The organism is Bacillus sp. V59.32b, from assembly GCF_003429085.1.
GTDB lineage: Bacteria > Bacillota > Bacilli > Bacillales > DSM-1321 > Peribacillus.
Genome location: NZ_QVTC01000001.1, coordinates 1 through 16,675, shown reverse-complemented (window position 1 = coordinate 16,675; position 16,675 = coordinate 1). Strand labels below are relative to the sequence as shown.

The 16,675-nt window shown below is 43.1% G+C and carries 22 protein-coding genes; 20 read left to right on the top strand and 2 right to left on the bottom strand.

Going from position 1 to position 16,675, the window contains the following annotated elements; genetic code table 11:
- Positions 1-51 precede the first annotated feature (51 nt).
- The 18 genes from D0463_RS00110 (at position 52) to D0463_RS00025 (ending at position 13,812) form a co-directional block, all read left to right on the top strand.
- The gene (locus D0463_RS00110; RefSeq protein ID WP_117303852.1) at positions 52-702 is read left to right on the top strand and encodes an adenylate kinase; all 651 of its coding nucleotides are present in this window, start codon (positions 52-54) and stop codon (positions 700-702) included.
- Entirely contained in the window at positions 702-1,448 is a 747-nt protein-coding gene (map, locus tag D0463_RS00105) for a type I methionyl aminopeptidase (protein WP_117303851.1), read from the top strand. The genes D0463_RS00110 and map overlap by 1 nt, the downstream gene beginning before the upstream one ends.
- Positions 1,449-1,550: 102 nt before the next feature.
- Entirely contained in the window at positions 1,551-1,769 is a 219-nt protein-coding gene (gene infA / locus D0463_RS00100; protein WP_101631925.1) for a translation initiation factor IF-1, read from the top strand.
- A 39-nt stretch (positions 1,770-1,808) separates the two neighbouring features.
- Entirely contained in the window at positions 1,809-1,922 is a 114-nt protein-coding gene (gene rpmJ / locus D0463_RS00095) for a 50S ribosomal protein L36 (RefSeq protein WP_003156543.1), read from the top strand.
- A 23-nt stretch (positions 1,923-1,945) separates the two neighbouring features.
- A complete protein-coding gene (rpsM, locus tag D0463_RS00090; RefSeq protein ID WP_117303850.1) occupies positions 1,946-2,311 on the top strand; it encodes a 30S ribosomal protein S13 in 366 nt (121 codons plus the stop codon).
- A gap of 22 nt (positions 2,312-2,333) precedes the next feature.
- The gene (gene rpsK, locus D0463_RS00085; RefSeq protein WP_117303849.1) at positions 2,334-2,723 is read left to right on the top strand and encodes a 30S ribosomal protein S11; all 390 of its coding nucleotides are present in this window, start codon (positions 2,334-2,336) and stop codon (positions 2,721-2,723) included.
- 181 nt (positions 2,724-2,904) lie between these two features.
- Positions 2,905-3,849 (top strand): DNA-directed RNA polymerase subunit alpha, encoded by a 945-nt coding sequence (locus D0463_RS00080; RefSeq protein ID WP_117303848.1) that lies wholly within the window; start codon positions 2,905-2,907, stop codon positions 3,847-3,849.
- An 88-nt stretch (positions 3,850-3,937) separates the two neighbouring features.
- On the top strand, positions 3,938-4,300 hold the full coding sequence (gene rplQ / locus D0463_RS00075; protein WP_117303847.1) for a 50S ribosomal protein L17: 363 nt from the start codon (positions 3,938-3,940) through the stop codon (positions 4,298-4,300).
- Between the two features lie 447 nt (positions 4,301-4,747).
- The gene (locus D0463_RS00070; RefSeq protein WP_117303846.1) at positions 4,748-5,587 is read left to right on the top strand and encodes an energy-coupling factor ABC transporter ATP-binding protein; all 840 of its coding nucleotides are present in this window, start codon (positions 4,748-4,750) and stop codon (positions 5,585-5,587) included.
- Complete coding sequence (locus D0463_RS00065) at positions 5,563-6,429, top strand: energy-coupling factor ABC transporter ATP-binding protein (protein ID WP_117303845.1); 867 nt, start codon at positions 5,563-5,565, stop codon at positions 6,427-6,429. Before D0463_RS00070 ends, D0463_RS00065 begins: the two co-directional genes overlap by 25 nt.
- Positions 6,429-7,229, top strand: a complete 801-nt coding sequence (locus tag D0463_RS00060) for an energy-coupling factor transporter transmembrane component T family protein (RefSeq protein WP_117303844.1) — start codon at positions 6,429-6,431, stop codon at positions 7,227-7,229. Before D0463_RS00065 ends, D0463_RS00060 begins: the two co-directional genes overlap by 1 nt.
- A gap of 9 nt (positions 7,230-7,238) precedes the next feature.
- Positions 7,239-7,979, top strand: coding sequence for a tRNA pseudouridine(38-40) synthase TruA (truA, locus tag D0463_RS00055; RefSeq protein WP_117303843.1), 741 nt, complete (start codon positions 7,239-7,241; stop codon positions 7,977-7,979).
- 504 nt (positions 7,980-8,483) lie between these two features.
- Positions 8,484-8,921 carry a 50S ribosomal protein L13 gene (gene rplM, locus D0463_RS00050; RefSeq protein ID WP_117303842.1) on the top strand — a complete coding sequence of 146 codons (438 nt, stop codon included), beginning with the start codon at positions 8,484-8,486 and terminating at the stop codon, positions 8,919-8,921.
- 20 nt (positions 8,922-8,941) lie between these two features.
- Entirely contained in the window at positions 8,942-9,334 is a 393-nt protein-coding gene (gene rpsI, locus D0463_RS00045; RefSeq protein WP_117303841.1) for a 30S ribosomal protein S9, read from the top strand.
- Between the two features lie 284 nt (positions 9,335-9,618).
- Complete coding sequence (locus D0463_RS00040) at positions 9,619-10,932, top strand: MFS transporter (protein ID WP_117303840.1); 1,314 nt, start codon at positions 9,619-9,621, stop codon at positions 10,930-10,932.
- Positions 10,933-11,307: 375 nt separating this feature from the next.
- Entirely contained in the window at positions 11,308-11,751 is a 444-nt protein-coding gene (locus D0463_RS00035) for a DUF2521 family protein (protein WP_117303839.1), read from the top strand.
- An 80-nt stretch (positions 11,752-11,831) separates the two neighbouring features.
- A complete protein-coding gene (gene cwlD, locus D0463_RS00030) occupies positions 11,832-12,557 on the top strand; it encodes an N-acetylmuramoyl-L-alanine amidase CwlD (protein WP_117303838.1) in 726 nt (241 codons plus the stop codon).
- A gap of 193 nt (positions 12,558-12,750) precedes the next feature.
- Positions 12,751-13,812, top strand: a complete 1,062-nt coding sequence (locus D0463_RS00025; RefSeq protein ID WP_117303837.1) for an Mrp/NBP35 family ATP-binding protein — start codon at positions 12,751-12,753, stop codon at positions 13,810-13,812.
- Between the two features lie 46 nt (positions 13,813-13,858).
- Here D0463_RS00025 and gerD read toward each other — a convergent pair whose 3' ends face one another.
- Entirely contained in the window at positions 13,859-14,455 is a 597-nt protein-coding gene (gene gerD / locus D0463_RS00020) for a spore germination lipoprotein GerD (protein WP_117303836.1), read from the bottom strand.
- Between the two features lie 138 nt (positions 14,456-14,593).
- Here gerD and D0463_RS00015 point away from each other — a divergent pair, with 138 nt between their 5' ends.
- Positions 14,594-15,268 carry a KinB-signaling pathway activation protein gene (locus D0463_RS00015; protein WP_117303835.1) on the top strand — a complete coding sequence of 225 codons (675 nt, stop codon included), beginning with the start codon at positions 14,594-14,596 and terminating at the stop codon, positions 15,266-15,268.
- Between the two features lie 41 nt (positions 15,269-15,309).
- Here the strand turns inward: D0463_RS00015 and pdaB are convergent, their stop codons facing one another.
- Positions 15,310-16,062, bottom strand: coding sequence for a polysaccharide deacetylase family sporulation protein PdaB (gene pdaB / locus D0463_RS00010; RefSeq protein ID WP_117303834.1), 753 nt, complete (start codon positions 16,060-16,062; stop codon positions 15,310-15,312).
- A 128-nt stretch (positions 16,063-16,190) separates the two neighbouring features.
- Here pdaB and D0463_RS00005 point away from each other — a divergent pair, with 128 nt between their 5' ends.
- Positions 16,191-16,424 (top strand): hypothetical protein, encoded by a 234-nt coding sequence (locus D0463_RS00005; protein ID WP_117303833.1) that lies wholly within the window; start codon positions 16,191-16,193, stop codon positions 16,422-16,424.
- Positions 16,425-16,675: the final 251 nt, after the last annotated feature.

Here is a 16,675-nt window from a genome sequence, read left to right as displayed (position 1 = left end):
GGACCATATGAGTTCCCAAAAACACATTATAGAGTTTGAGGGGGAAATAATGTGAATCTTGTGCTAATGGGGCTACCGGGTGCCGGGAAAGGTACTCAAGCCGAAAGAATCGTAGAAAAATATGACATCCCTCATATCTCTACTGGAGATATGTTCCGGGCAGCTATCAAAGATGGTACGGAACTTGGTTTACAGGCTAAATCATTCATGGATAAAGGTGAGCTTGTTCCTGATGAAGTGACAATCGGCATCGTCCGTGAAAGATTAAGCAAAGAAGATTGCAAGAAAGGCTTCCTCCTTGACGGCTTTCCGCGCACGGTGGCTCAGGCTGAAGCGCTTGAAAACATTCTTGCTGATTTGGATCGGCAAATTCATTATGTCATCAATATTGATGTTAATAAAAACATCCTTATGGAGCGTTTGACTGGCAGACGTATTTGCAAAAACTGTGGAGCCACTTATCACTTAGTGTTCAATCCTCCGGCAGTAGAAGGAAAATGCGACCGCTGCGGCGGAGAGCTTTATCAACGCGCAGATGATAATGAAGAAACTGTACAAAACCGTTTAGACGTGAACTTGAAACAAACAAAGCCTCTACTTGATTTCTATGAAGAAAAGGGCTACGTTCGCAATATCAACGGGCAACAGGATATCAATCAAGTATTTACTGATGTTAATGAACTGCTTGGAGGATTGCGTTAATGATCATATGTAAGACTCCGCGTGAAATCGAAATCATGCGTGAAGCCGGACGTATTGTCGCTTTGACTCACCAAGAGCTAAAGAAACATATCGTTCCCGGCATTACAACGGAAAAGCTGGATCAATTAGCGGACAGCTTTATACGCAAACATGATGCAATCCCTTCATTTAAAGGGTATAATGGATTTCGCGGCAGTATTTGCACATCTGTCAATAGTGAACTTGTTCACGGTATTCCGGGACATCGGGCACTACATGAAGGAGATATCATCAGTATTGATATCGGAGCCAAGTTTAACGGCTATCATGGTGACTCTGCCTGGACATATGCGGTGGGCAACATTGATATAGAAACACAGCGGCTCTTAGATGTAACCGAAGAGTCATTATATAGAGGGTTGAAAGAGGCTAGGCCAGGCGAGCGCCTTTCAAACATCTCCCATGCTATTCAAACCTATGTCGAGGCTAATCACTTCTCTATCGTCAGAGAGTATGTCGGTCACGGAATCGGTCAAGACTTACATGAGGACCCTGACATTCCTCATTACGGTCCACCGAATAAAGGTCCTCGGTTAAAGCCTGGTATGGTGCTCGCTGTTGAACCAATGGTGAATGCCGGAAGCAGATATGTGAAGACTTTAGAGGATAACTGGACCGTAGTAACAGTCGACGGAAAAAAGTGTACTCATTTCGAACATACTATCGCAATCACTGAAACAGGGTATGATATTTTAACCAGTCTTTAGGCAAATGATTTGCGTGGATGAGAATCGGGTGCACACATAGGGCAATGGTTCAGAGTGAATCTAGACTTGAGCACATTGCTGAACAGAAGGGAGAATTATTTAATGGCGAAAGATGATGTAATTGAAGTTGAAGGGAAAGTCACTGAGACTTTGCCAAACGCTATGTTTAAGGTAGAATTAGAAAATGGTCATACTGTTTTAGCTCATGTATCCGGTAAAATTCGTATGCACTTCATTCGCATTTTGCCTGGAGATAAGGTTACGGTTGAGCTTTCCCCGTATGATCTAACTCGCGGCAGAATCACATACCGATTCAAATAATCTGGTACGCTCCGATCTGTATAAGGAGGTTAGATAGCAATGAAAGTCAGACCATCAGTAAAACCAATCTGCGAGAAATGTAAAGTTATCCGCAGAAAAGGTAAAGTTATGGTTATTTGCGAAAACCCTAAACATAAACAAAAACAAGGCTAATTTAGAAGGAGGTGCACTCATCAATGGCACGTATTGCTGGTGTAGATATTCCACGTGATAAACGTATTATCATTTCATTAACATATATTTTTGGTATTGGTAAACAAACAGCGGCTAAAGTTCTTTCAGAAGCTGGTGTTTCTGAGAACACTCGCGTTCGCGATTTAACTGAAGACGAGCTAAACAAGATTCGTGATATCGTCGATAAGTTAAAGGTAGAAGGTGATCTTCGTCGTGAAGTATCCCTAAACATCAAACGATTAATGGAAATTGGCAGCTATCGCGGATTACGTCACCGTCGCGGTCTTCCGGTTCGTGGACAAAATACAAAGAACAATGCTCGTACGCGTAAAGGACCTCGTCGTACAGTAGCTAACAAGAAAAAATAATCAGTAAAGGAGGTTACTTTTCATGGCACGTAAAACTAATACACGTAAACGTCGTGTGAAAAAGAATATCGAATCAGGTATTGCACATATCCGTTCTACATTCAATAACACTATCGTTACAATTACTGACTCTCATGGCAATGCGATTTCATGGTCAAGCGCCGGCGCTTTAGGATTCCGCGGATCTCGTAAATCCACTCCGTTCGCTGCGCAGATGGCTGCTGAAACAGCTGCTAAGACATCAATGGAACACGGCATGAAAACTCTTGAAGTTACGGTTAAAGGACCAGGTGCTGGACGTGAAGCTGCGATCCGTGCTCTTCAAGCTGCCGGTTTGGAAGTAACTGCAATTAAAGATGTAACTCCAGTTCCACATAACGGATGCCGTCCACCAAAACGTCGCCGTGTATAATTTTTCTGTATAGATTATGCATCTCTGGTCAATAATGGGATATAATAACAAGTTTGCGTTCTTACAGAATGATTAATTCAGTTGTTGCGCACAATCGGGAACGTATGCATGGGGAATTTCGGTTACGTTTGAATGTAGATGAACGAACCGGGGTTTCGACGTTTTGAAGGAGGGTTTATTAATGATAGAAATAGAAAAACCAAAAATCGAAACGGTTGAAATCAACGATGACACCAAATACGGTAAGTTCGTCGTCGAGCCACTAGAGCGTGGGTATGGTACAACATTAGGTAACTCCTTACGTCGTATTCTATTATCCTCACTCCCAGGTGCCGCTGTCACATCTATTCAAATAGATGGAGTTATGCACGAGTTCTCAACAATTGAAGGCGTTGTAGAAGATGTTACTTCTATTATTCTTAATGTGAAAAAACTAGCTCTGAAGATTTACTCCGATGAAGAAAAGACGCTTGAAATTGATGTACAGGATGAAGGAGTAGTTACGGCAGCAGACATTACACATGACAGTGACGTGGAAATCTTAAATCCAGATTTACACATTGCGACATTAGGCAAGAACGGTCATATGCGTATGAGATTAACTGCACGGCGTGGCCGCGGTTATACTCCTGCTGAACAAAACAAGAGAGAGGATCAGCCAATCGGCGTTATCCCTATCGACTCTATTTTCACTCCTGTTGCGCGTGTTTCCTATCAAGTAGAGAACACACGTGTTGGACAAATGACAAACTATGACAAGCTGACGTTTGATGTTTGGACTGATGGAAGTAACGGTCCACAGGAAGCGGTAGCACTTGGAGCTAAGATTTTAACAGAGCATTTGAATATTTTTGTCGGGCTAACTGACGAAGCTCAAAATGCTGAAATCATGGTTGAAAAAGAAGAAGATCAAAAAGAAAAAGTTCTGGAAATGACAATTGAGGAACTAGATCTTTCTGTTCGTTCTTATAACTGCCTAAAGCGTGCCGGTATCAACACTGTTCAAGAGCTTGCTCATAAAACAGAAGAAGATATGATGAAGGTACGTAACTTAGGACGTAAATCACTTGAAGAAGTGAAAGCAAAATTAGATGAGTTAGGTTTAGGTCTGCGTAAAGACGACTGATGACTAGTTAGCCGTAGTTAACTAGCCATTTTGCCTGCGAACCTGATTAACAGATTATATAACTTCAACAAAGGAGGGAATCTCTAAAATGGGTTACAGAAAGTTAGGACGCACTAGCGCACAACGTAAAGCATTACTTCGTGATTTAGCTACAGACCTTATTATCCATGAGCGCATTGAAACGACAGAAGCACGCGCAAAGGAATTACGGTCAGTTGTAGAAAAAATGATCACTCTTGGCAAGCGTGGAGACTTACATGCCCGCCGTCAAGCAGCTGCATACATTCGTAATGAAGTAGCCAACGCTGAAAATGGCCAGGACGCAGTTCAAAAACTATTCAGCGACATCGCTGCGCGTTATGAAGAACGCCAAGGCGGCTACACTCGTATCATGAAAATGGGTCCACGCCGCGGTGATGGTGCACCAGTCGTGGTTATCGAGTTAGTTTAAACAGCGATTAAATCGGGGCGGGACAGTTGAACATCTAACTTGTTCTTCGCCCTTTTTCTTTTAACATCTCTAGATTTACTTACAAGAATACGCGAATTGAGTGTTACGATGGCTGGCGAACTTCAAGTTCCCCTTCACGTCTAGCTCAAGCACCCCTTCCCGCTTTTTATAAGCGTTAAATAAGAAGATACCCAAGGACGCCTTGGGTTCAGGAAAAGCTGCTCTTAATTTACCGAACCACATTCGGTGGAAGGGGTGCAGCGTTTTTTTATATTCAAAAATAGTTCGAGAAGCTACAATATTAATAGGGATTATGGACCTTTGTGTATTCAAATTTAAGAGCGATTATCGAAATATAAAGACAAACAGATATTTTTGGCGATATCTCATTAACGAGTATTGTTATCAATAACTGCTTGTTGATTTGGGATGAATAGGAGGGTAGACATGACGGACAAGCTTGTTACATTAAAGGACGTTACTTTTAAATATGAAGGCCAGGACCTGGACGCCATAGACGGGGTAAGCTTTGATGTCTATAAGGGTGAATGGCTCGCGATCGTAGGACATAATGGTTCAGGAAAATCGACGCTGGCAAAGCTTTTAAATGGCCTGCATTTTGCTAAATCTGGATCCATCACTATCAATGATGTAGAGCTCTCAGAGGCTACGGTGTGGGACGTGCGGAAGAAGATCGGTATGGTTTTTCAAAATCCTGATAATCAATTTGTAGGGTCTACTGTTCAGGATGATGTGGCTTTTGGTTTAGAAAACCTGGGAGTTCAACAAGGTTTAATGGTTGAACGTGTCCAGGAAGCTCTAAGTAAAGTAAAAATGGATCAATTTCTTAATCAAGAGCCGCACCATCTTTCCGGCGGTCAAAAGCAGCGGGTTGCGATAGCTGGAGTGCTCGCACTAAAGCCGGACATTATCATTTTGGATGAAGCCACATCCATGCTCGATCCGCGCGGACGCGAGGAAGTGCTTCATACGGTTCGTGAATTAAAGGATGAGAATATATTGACTGTCATTTCGATCACTCATGACCTGGAAGAGGCGGCTAAAGCAGACAGGATTATTGTAATGAATCAGGGACATCTTTATCGTCAGGGGACTCCAGATGAAATATTCCTTATGGAAGATGAATTAGTCGCTTTAGGTTTGGATATTCCCTTTACCGTCAAATTAGGCAAGGCTTTGCGAGAACAGGACCTTAATTTGGCTGATAGACATTTAACAGAAGAAGAGTTGGTGAAGGATTTATGCGAATTAAACTCCAGGATGTAGAATACCGCTACCAAATCGATACGCCCTTTGAACATCTGGCGATTCATGATGTTAATATGGAAATCAACCCTGGTTCATTTGTCGCGATCATCGGACATACTGGTTCAGGTAAGTCAACACTGCTGCAGCATTTGAATGCTCTTATCAAACCGACAAAGGGCAGAGTGATCATTGGAGATCGTACGATTGAGTCCGGTCGAAAGGAAAAACAGCTGCGGCCGATCCGGCAAAAGGTCGGGATTGTTTTTCAATTTCCGGAGCATCAATTGTTTGAAGAAACGGTGGAAAAGGATATCTGTTTTGGCCCGATTAATTTTGGTGTGCCTGAAGAGAAAGCAAAGGTACAGGCAAGGAATGCCTTAAAGCTCGTTGGCCTTTCGGAAGATATGCTCGAAAAATCGCCTTTTGATTTATCTGGCGGACAAATGCGGCGGGTAGCCATAGCCGGGGTTCTTGCCATGGAACCGGAAGTACTCGTGCTTGACGAGCCGACAGCGGGCCTGGATCCGCGCGGACGCAAGGAAATAATGGACATGTTTTACCGGCTTCATAAAGAACAAGGCATCACCACAGTTCTGGTTACCCACAGCATGGAGGATGCAGCCAGGTACGCGGATGAAATCGTGATTATGCACAAAGGTACGGTCTATCAGAAAGGAACGCCCCTGGAGATATTTTCCCAGCCGGAACAACTGATAGAATTAGGGCTGGATGTGCCTAATACCGTGCGTTTTCAATTACAGCTGCAAAAAGAAATGGGAATCCGTTTTGATCGTCCTTGTTTAAGCATTGAAGATTTGGCCGGGGAAATTAAACGGGTTATGGAACGGGGGAGCCGCTAATGCTGGATAAAATGATTTTCGGGCGTTATGTTCCGTTGGAGTCACCGATTCACCGAATGGATCCCCGTTCTAAATTATTGCTCGTTTTCATATTTGTATGCATCGTATTTCTTGCTGACAATCTGATAACCTATTCGATACTTGCTGTGTTTACATTTGCCCTTATAGCTATTTCAAGAATTCCCGTCCGCTTCCTGTTCAACGGACTGAAACCGATTTTGTTCTTAATCTTATTTACGTTATTGCTCCATATTTTTTTCACAAAGGAAGGCTCACTTATGTTTGAGCTTGGATTTGTAAAAATATACGAAGGCGGTCTACGCCAGGGGATCTATATTTCTTTACGTTTTACCTTTTTGATTTTAGTGACGTCACTGTTAACGCTGACCACTTCGCCAATCTCGATTACCGATGGCCTGGAGCAGCTGCTCGGTCCTCTTAAGAAGTGGAAAATGCCCGTGCATGAACTTGCGTTGATGATGTCGATTTCGTTGCGGTTCATTCCAACCCTAATGGAAGAGACCGAAAAAATCATGAAAGCACAGACAGCACGCGGAGTCGATTTTACGTCCGGTCCGATTAAAGAACGGGTAAAAGCGATTGTCCCCCTTCTTGTTCCTTTGTTTGTCAGTTCATTTAAGAGGGCGGAAGAGTTGGCCATTGCCATGGAAGCACGCGGATACAAGGGCGGCGAAGGGCGGACGAAATACCGCCAATTAAGCTGGCATACGATTGACACGCTTTTAATGGTCACACTTGTTATTTTAGCGGTCTTACTGTTTGTATTTCGTTCAAATTGAGGGAGAAGTATGCACAGATATAAATGTATTATTTCTTATGATGGCACTTTGTTTGCGGGATATCAGGTCCAGCCTAATAAGCGGACCGTTCAATCGGAAATGGAAAAGGCACTCGGCAGCATGCATAAAGGCGAGGAGATAAAAATAAGTGCCTCTGGACGGACTGATGCACGGGTTCATGCAAAGGGGCAGGTCATCCATTTTGATTCTCCTTACTTATTCCCGGCCGAAAACTGGGAAAAAGCACTAAATGCCATTCTTCCTGAAGAAATTGTAGTCATTTCTATTAAAGAAGTGGCTGCAGATTTTCATGCCCGATTCGATGCCACGGGCAAGGAATATCGATATAAAATCTCTCTTTCGAAAAAAAGGGATCCATTCCAACGAAATTATGCCTATCATTTTCCATTCGAATTGGATTATCAAGCCATGGAAAAAGCGATCCCCATGCTTTTGGGTACTCATGATTTCACAAGCTTTTGCTCGGCCAAAACGGAAGTAGCCGATAAAGTCCGGACGCTGAGGGAAATAGAACTGTTTGAGGAAGACGGCATGCTTCTGTTGCGTTTTGTAGGAAGCGGGTTTTTATACAATATGGTCCGCATCCTTGTCGGAACGTTGCTTGAAATTGGCACAGGGAAGAAAAAGCCCGAAGACATAACGGAGATCCTGCAAAAAAAGGATCGCAGTTTCGCGGGAAAAACCGTACCAGGACAAGGCTTGTATTTGTGGGAAGTTTTTTATAAGTAACTGGAACCTTCTTAACTTTGATGGATGTCTAGCTGCGACGTACAGGACGTGACTTGCGCCGACGAAGACATAAGGACGTGGCGGTCTTAGTCGGCCAGCGCCCAGCCGTTCGGGGGCCCACAGGATGTGGGTCAGAACGACGTTGCAACAGGATGTTGCGTTCTTAGTCGTTCTTCCTTTATTAACGGGTTAGCCGAGATTCCTCTAAGCCAAACCACTGGGAACTGCCTCCTCGCGGTTCATCTTATGCCTGTCACGACTTGCCCAGGATGGGCTGACATCGACGTTTGCCACACGATGTGGCAGATTTTAGTCGATGTTCCATACTTGCTGGGCGCTTCCGCATTTCTTGTAACAACTAATCCTGGTGTAACATTTTCTTGACAATGCTATGCGGAGAGTTTAATATAATATGGTATGTATTTTAATCCCACGATAAGCCCCGGAAAAAACTTATTGTGATTGAAAATAAATATAACTATTGATCTTTTTAGGAGGGTAATCATGCGTACAACTTTTATGGCGAAAGCTAATGAAATTGAACGTAAATGGTACGTTGTAGACGCTGAAGGTAAAACTTTGGGACGTCTTGCAAGTGAAGTAGCGTCCATTTTACGCGGCAAAAACAAACCAACTTTTACACCGAACGTTGACACTGGTGATCATGTAATTCTAATCAATGCTTCTAAAATCGAATTGACTGGTAAGAAATTGACTGACAAGATCTACTACCGTCACACTATGCATCCAGGCGGTTTAAAAACAAGAACTGCTCTTGAAATGCGTACGAACTACCCGGAGAGAATGCTTGAACTTGCTATCAAAGGTATGCTTCCAAAGAATTCTCTAGGTCGTCAAATCTACAAAAAATTGCACGTATATGCAGGAAACGAGCACCAGCATCAAGCTCAACAGCCTGAAGTATACGAATTACGCGGATAATTAATAAGGAGGTTACTATCTTGGCACAAGTTCAATATTATGGTACTGGCCGTCGCAAAAGCTCAGTTGCCCGTGTACGTTTAGTACCAGGCGAAGGCCGCATTATTGTTAACGAACGTGAAGTTGAAGAATATATCCCATTTGCAGCACTGCGTGAAATAGTAAAGCAGCCACTAGTTGCTACTGAAACAACTGGTAACTATGATGTACTAGTAAATGTTAGCGGCGGTGGATACACTGGCCAGGCTGGCGCAATCCGTCACGGCATCGCTCGTGCATTGCTTCAAGTTGATCCAGAATACCGCGGCTCATTGAAAGCTGCAGGACTACTGACTCGTGACGCTCGTATGAAAGAACGTAAAAAATACGGTCTTAAAGGCGCTCGTCGTGCACCTCAGTTCTCAAAACGTTAATATTACGCTTCAAAGGCTCTCAACCATTTTGGTTGGGGGTCTTTTTTATTCTTCAAAATAGTACTTGGAATAATATAAAACTTTTAGGAATGAGTATTTTCTTTTTTATCTTTCCATCTTGTAGGAAATGGTTAAAAATTTCTTTTATTTTAGAATTATGAGATAATTTTAAAGTAATCTTACATATTGAAAATTGAAAGAAGTGTTTTTTTTAGTTTCAAACCATGTGTGTGCTGACGCACGGTTAAAAGCGTCTGCACCGGTAATTCAGAAGGAGGATAAGAATGAATCAATCCAGTGAACGTGAAAACACAAGACGCATCACAGGCAACATCTTCAAAGGTTCGGTGGGAAATCTGATCGAATGGTATGACTGGTATGTCTATTCAGCTTTCGCCGTATATTTCTCGGCAACGTTCTTTCCCGAAGGAGACTCCACGAGCCAATTGCTCAACACGGCGGCAATCTTCGCCGTCGGCTTCTTGATGCGCCCATTAGGCAGCCTGTTGATGGGTCGCTATGCCGATCGCCATGGCCGCCGCGCTGCGCTGACGCTTTCCATCACAGTCATGGCAGGTGGTTCTCTGATCATTGCTTGCACTCCAGGTTATGGCACGATTGGTATAATGGCACCGATTATCCTCGTTCTGGCACGTCTGCTTCAAGGGTTATCGTTAGGAGGAGAGTATGGAACGTCGGCAACCTATCTGTCCGAGATGGCCTCAAGCGGCCGCCGAGGCTTCTACTCGAGCTTCCAGTACGTGACGCTTGTTGCAGGACAAATGGTGGCCTTGGGTGTCCAGATCATCCTTCAGCAAATTCTCAGCGAAGCCGATATGATGTCCTGGGGCTGGCGGATTCCATTCGTCATCGGAGCGATGGGAGCCTTGGCTGTATTATGGCTGCGCCGTACAATGGACGAATCGGAGCAGTTCACAAAAATGGGTTCTGAAACCCGGGCGAATGCCGGGACCGTTCGGGTTCTAATGAAACATCCGAAAGCGGTGCTGACAGTGGTCGGACTAACGCTTGGCGGAACCGTCGCCTTCTATACCTACACGACGTATATCCAGAAGTTCATGGTGAATACGGTTGGCCTCGACAAGGAGGTCGTCAGCTGGATTAACTTTATTGCCCTGTTGATATTTGTCGTGCTTCAACCGCTAGCCGGCGCGTTGTCTGACCGGATTGGACGTCGTCCGCTCTTGATGAGCTTCGGTATCCTCGGAACAGTGTTGACGGTGCCAATATTCATGTTCATGGAGCAGGCAAATAATCCTTTCATTGCTTTCTTGCTTATGATGCTGGGTCTCATCATTGTCACCGGTTACACTTCTATTAATGCAATTGTGAAAGCTGAACTCTTCCCGACCGAAATCCGTGCCCTTGGCGTCGGACTCCCTTATGCACTCACCGTAGCAATCTTTGGCGGGACGGCGGAATTCATTGCACTATGGCTGAAGAATATTGGAGTCGAGTCGCTCTTTTACTTCTATGTAGCTGGTTGTATTGCCATTAGTTTTATTGTCTACTGGCGTATGGCTGAATCTTCGAAGGTCTCCCAAATCGAAGCCGAGCTGGATACTAAGAAACGTTAGTTTCCGCAACAGCCAATAGATGGCACTACGAATTATTGCAAAAGGAACTTGTCCAGCAGATGACAATGGATAAGACAACATGAATGAAGGAAACCGGCCATAAAAGGTCGGTTTTTTACTTTTTACGACTCATGTAACAGATCAGTCAGACAGGCGTCATACACCATTATTCCATGGGGTTCATTTTGTCTCCATTTTTCCATGCCCTAATTTAGATTCTCCTTATTAGCCATAAAGCTTCCTCATAAATAATTGCCATCAACAAACTGCAAAAAGAGTAGCATCACAAAGCCAGCAAGGCGAAAACTAATGGCATATCCCCGGCAATAGACCGGGGAATTGGAGAGGAACTATGGGATTCATGGGGTGTATAAAATGAATGTGATTACAACGCTAAGAGAGAAGCAGAAGGCAAAACAAATTAAATACGACAGAAAGATCTTAAGGGAGCTTTCGATTGACATATTAAAAAGCCGGGTCCAGGAATTTTTCGGTTCAGATAGGATGAGCGGAGATTATTTTAATGATGTGCTTGAAGAAGCCTCTTGTGATGTCGCGATTGAGGCTTTCCTGCTCGGTGCGAATTACAGTAAATTCGGTTATTACGGAGAGACGATGGAAGAAGCCAGGAACCGCAGCAGTAAAGAAGAAAAACATCTTAGCGATACCTTGTTTAACTTTATTCTTTATTGGGGGAAAGTCGGCGATAACGACATGCATAACGAGAGTCTCTATTACCGCTGTGAAGCCTATATAGAAGCTTGGTGGAAAGATGGCTTTGAAAAAGGCGAAAAACGGAGGAAAATGAGGCTTCATTAACAACTTCAACGTGTGCGATGTTCTATTTTCTCTCCCTGTCCCATATTTTTAGTTATAGGACGAGCGGGAGGAGACGGAATATGGGGAAGAAGTTAAAATATACCGGCTTTGCAATAGGATTCATCCTTTTGTTTTTAATCGTGACAGTAAAATTTGTAGAAGATGATTCATGGAATTCATGGAATCTGCCTTTATCCGGAAAAATCATTATTCTTGATGCCGGCCATGGGGGTCCTGATGGCGGGGCGAATGTACAGTCGGCACTCGAAAAAGAAATAGCGTTAAAAGTCACGTTTAAAATCAGGGATTTTTTGCAAGAGCAAGGAGCTCTTGTCATCATGACAAGGGAAGATGATAGCGATTTGGCTGATGAAAATACAAAAGGAATCCGCAACCGGAAACGCCAAGATCTACAAAATAGGGTTAAAATGATCAACGATTCCGAGGCGGACTTGTTCCTGAGTGTCCATCTTAATGCGTTCCCGTCAAGCCAGTGGAAGGGTGCCCAAACATTCTATACAAGACGATATGAAGAGAACGAACAAGTCGCTAAATTTATCCAGGCTGAAATCAAACGGAATTTAGAAAATACAAACCGGGAAGCGAAGCTAATTGATAATGTCTATCTAATGAGAAATGCCAAGAAGCCGGGTGCCTTGGTAGAGGTAGGCTTTCTTTCGAATTCGGAAGACAGGGCAAACCTGTTAAAGGAACCCTATCAGGAGAAAATTTCAGCATCTGTATTCAAAGGGGTTCTGCGTTATTTTACCGAAGAGAAGCTAACGGATAACGAATATAAGCCTTAAGCCGGAAGAAATGATGTCCGGCTTTTTTCTATTTGTATAAGTAAACTGCTATCCTTCTTAAACTCGCCAATCAGGGTTTTCTTTATATGGGGAAAATAAATAAAGGGTTTTCAAACTTGCTGTATAAGCAATCCGGATTTTATATGTTATACTTATTTGGGAAAAAAAGAATAAAAAGAGGTAGGTGCCGGGTGTGTTAACAGAAGAGAAAGTACTGAATTTACTAAAGGACCTTCAAGACCCTTTTCTTCATAAAAGTTTAGCGGAAACAGGCGGAATCCTTGAAGTAAAAATAAAACCAGAAAAGAATCATGTAAGCGTTAAACTTGCCATTGCGAAAACCGGTACAGGTGAACAGCTTCAAATGCAGACCAAGGTTGTTGAAATATTGAAAGGCGGCGGAGCAGATTCAGTCGGGATTCGTTTCACCGATCTTCCTGAAGAAGAATTGGCCAAGCACAGCACCGATATGCCACAGGACAGTGTTGATGCCGGCTTGCTTGGACCAAACAGCAAGACGAAGTTTATCGCGATTGCCAGCGGTAAAGGAGGCGTAGGGAAGTCTACGGTTTCCGTTAATTTCGCGACTGCTCTTGCCCGTCTCGGCAAAAAGGTGGGTCTGGTCGATGCTGATATCTATGGCTTCAGTGTGCCTGACATGATGGGGATTTCGAAGCGGCCGCAAGTTCGCGGTGAAAGAATTATCCCGGTTGAACGTCTTGGCGTAAAAGTGATGAGTATGGGCTTCTTTGTTGAAGATAATGCGCCTATTATCTGGAGAGGACCGATGCTGGGCAAAATGCTGAACAGCTTTTTTAACGAGGTCGAATGGGGAGATATCGACTATTTAGTGCTCGACCTGCCGCCAGGAACCGGCGATGTTGCCCTGGATGTTCACTCGATGCTTCCATCTTGTAAAGAAATCATTGTCACAACTCCGCATCCGACAGCAGCATTTGTTGCCGCAAGAGCAGGGGCAATGGCAATCAAAACGGAACATGAAGTGATCGGTGTCATTGAAAACATGGCTTACTTTGAAAGCAAGACTACCGGCGAGAAAGAATATGTTTTCGGACAAGGCGGCGGTGACAAGCTAGCAGAGGAACTTCGTACAGAAGTACTAGGACAGCTTCCGCTTGAGCAGCCCGATTGGAACGATGAAGATTTTGCCCCATCGATTTATGCGGAAAACCACCGTTTGGGAAGAATTTATACCGACATTGCACAAAAGACGATTGGTATGCTAGAGAAATAAAATATGAAACGGCTGACTTTATATGAGTCAGCCGTTTCATGTTTTATTATTGTCCGCCTCCGCCTTGCTGCCCTTGACCGCCACCGCTTGGTTTGGGCGGTGTCTCTTCCGCTGCTTTTAACAGGATGTCAGCTAATTTAGCTTTTACAAGCGGGCTATCCATTGTTTCGATAAGGGTATCTTTTGACATCTCCCGCATTTCCTTGCTTTTAACCAATGACTTGAATTCATCCTGTAAGGAAGGGTCCCTAAGTATATCAATTATCATGGCGCGATATTGAGGATCCTTCGTTAAATCCCTGATCAGTCTTTCGTGTTCATCCTTCATGCTATTGGCATAAGCTGCCGCAAACTTTGGATCTTCAAAGGCTTTTTCCCAAAATTTCTTCCCATTATCAGATGTTACAGCTTTTTCTAACGTGTCTGAAACCACCTGTTGATCCATAATAAGCTGGTCTTTCATCCCATCATCAGCCATAACATCTTTTATTGCATTTTTTCCATCATCCGTTTTTAATATATCGACAACCATCTTTTTTGTTTCTTCATAATCAGTATTTTCTCCGCCCGTCCCGTTCTGAGCGCAGCCGGTCATAACGAGACACATCATGGAGAACAGAATTAAAAAAACTCTGGATCTCATTATAAGAGCCCCTTTCATGACTTCTTATTGTTAATATGATTCCGCCGGGCGAATTTTATTCGATGTTAGATTATGTAGATTTTTGGAAGGTGGATTGGTACAATCAAGATATATAAAGAATGTTCATGGGGGATAATGATGAATAGCCGTAATATCGTACGATTATTTATGACCACCTTGCTTGTCGGAGGGGTTACCGCGGGGATTGTTGGATTTATTGCTCGTTGGGATCAATTTGCACCGCTGTTTACATCCTTTGACTTAGGAGAGATTCTCTCCACGTTTATCTGGATGTTTGGGGTAGGCTTAATCTTTAGTGTAATCAGCCAGGCCGGATATTTTGCCTATTTGACTATTCACCGGTTCGGGCTCGGAATATTTAAGAGCGTTAAATTATGGAATGCAGTACAGATTATGTTGATCTTGTTTGTTTTGTTTGATCTCGTTTATCTGCGTTTTGTGACGTTTGCCGATGGAGAGGGTATAGGATCATATCTTGCGCTTGCTTTATTTTTATTGGTCGTGGGCTTGGTCACCGCATATGTAAAGATGAAACAAACCAACAAACAGGCATTTATTCCCGCTTTGTTTTTTATGACGGTTGTAACCACGCTTGAATGGGTACCGGTTTTACGCGTAAACAATGAAGAGTGGCTGTATTTTATGCTGTTTCCACTGCTTGCTTGCAATGCTTACCAACTATTGATCTTGAATAAGCTGATTGAAAGATCGAAACTGGAGCTGGAAAGCAAGCGATCAGAAAAACAGCAGGCTGCGAAACTTGGGACTAAGAAAAAAGTTAAGGTGAAATAACGAAAAGGGGGTTAAGCTTGTTGCAGCTTATCCCCCTTTTTTCACTTTATTTCTTCATTCCTTGCACTTGAGTTAGAAATCATTTCTGATACGGTCACCAAGCTAAGGTTTTTAGACCGGATTTCCTCAAGCAGTTGTGGCAGTGCCTTATTTGTCTGCTTAGCAGAATCGGAGGCGTGTAATAGAATAATATCTCCTTTGCGAGCCTGATCGACATTCTGAACAATGTCATCGACCCCGGGATTCGTCCAATCCTTCGAATCAATGCTCCAGTGGACGACCGTATATCCAAAACGCTCGCCGATCTTAAGCAGGCGCTTATCAAAATGACCAGTAGGCGACCGCAGCAGTTCAATGTCTTTGACGTTTAGTTTTTTGAATACCTGCTGTGCTTTCGATATATCCTTGGTGATCTCTTCGTCCTTTATATCCGAATAATCTTTATAAGAGTATCCCAGCAGCCCAATCTCATAGCCTTCCTCTACAATCTTAGCGACGACATCGGGATGCCTCTCTGCCCACGATCCCGAAAGAAAAAATGTAGCGGATTTCACGTTTTCTTCTTTCAGTGTTTTCAGGATTGGCACAGCCCGTTCATCTCCCCAGCCGATGTTGAAGGTTAATGCGATATTCTTCTCTCCTTTATAAATAGCCTTTGGTCCATCTGACGTTGAAAAAACAGGAGTATGTAACATATTCTGCAAAAAAAGAAACCAAGCCGCGAATAAAGCTGTCAGAATCACAAGCCCGTATTGTTTCATTCTACGTGCACTAATCACCATAAAAAAATTCATTTTACTCACCTCGTCCACCACTCTTGTCTTCATCCTATGGGTGAATTCCAAGCTTTATGCATAATTTCGGATTATAAAAGAAGCGGTTCGGGAAAATATAAAAGAAAAATATAGCTTGAGGTGAAATGATGCTGGGTTTAATGATTAATGAGATCGAGAAAAAAGAAATGGAATACATCGTAAAAAGGGAACTCGATGAAATCTTGTTCGACTTGCAGGATGAGCGGATTGACCATATCGTAAAGCGAGCGATGGAGGAGAGATACAAGATTTTGTTCAACTTATTTAAAAGAGTCGCCCCGTCGATGGAATGCATGAAGTATATGAGGACAAAGCAGACATTCAAGGAACAGAAACAATAGAAAAGCTTTAAAGCAAATTTTTCTAGTATAAAAAGTATTGACGGATTATTTCCCTGCTGATATATTATAAAAGCTGCTATTGAATAAGCGTATTTTTTTAGATACTTTCTCCTATTAAATATCAAAAAAATGATTGACTTAATGGCTAGCATTTGTTATTATAAGAAAGTCGCTTTCACAAGAAGTGACAGTGAAATTGCTCTTTGAAAACTGAACAAAACAAAGCGCCAACGTTAATTTTAATAGTGAGC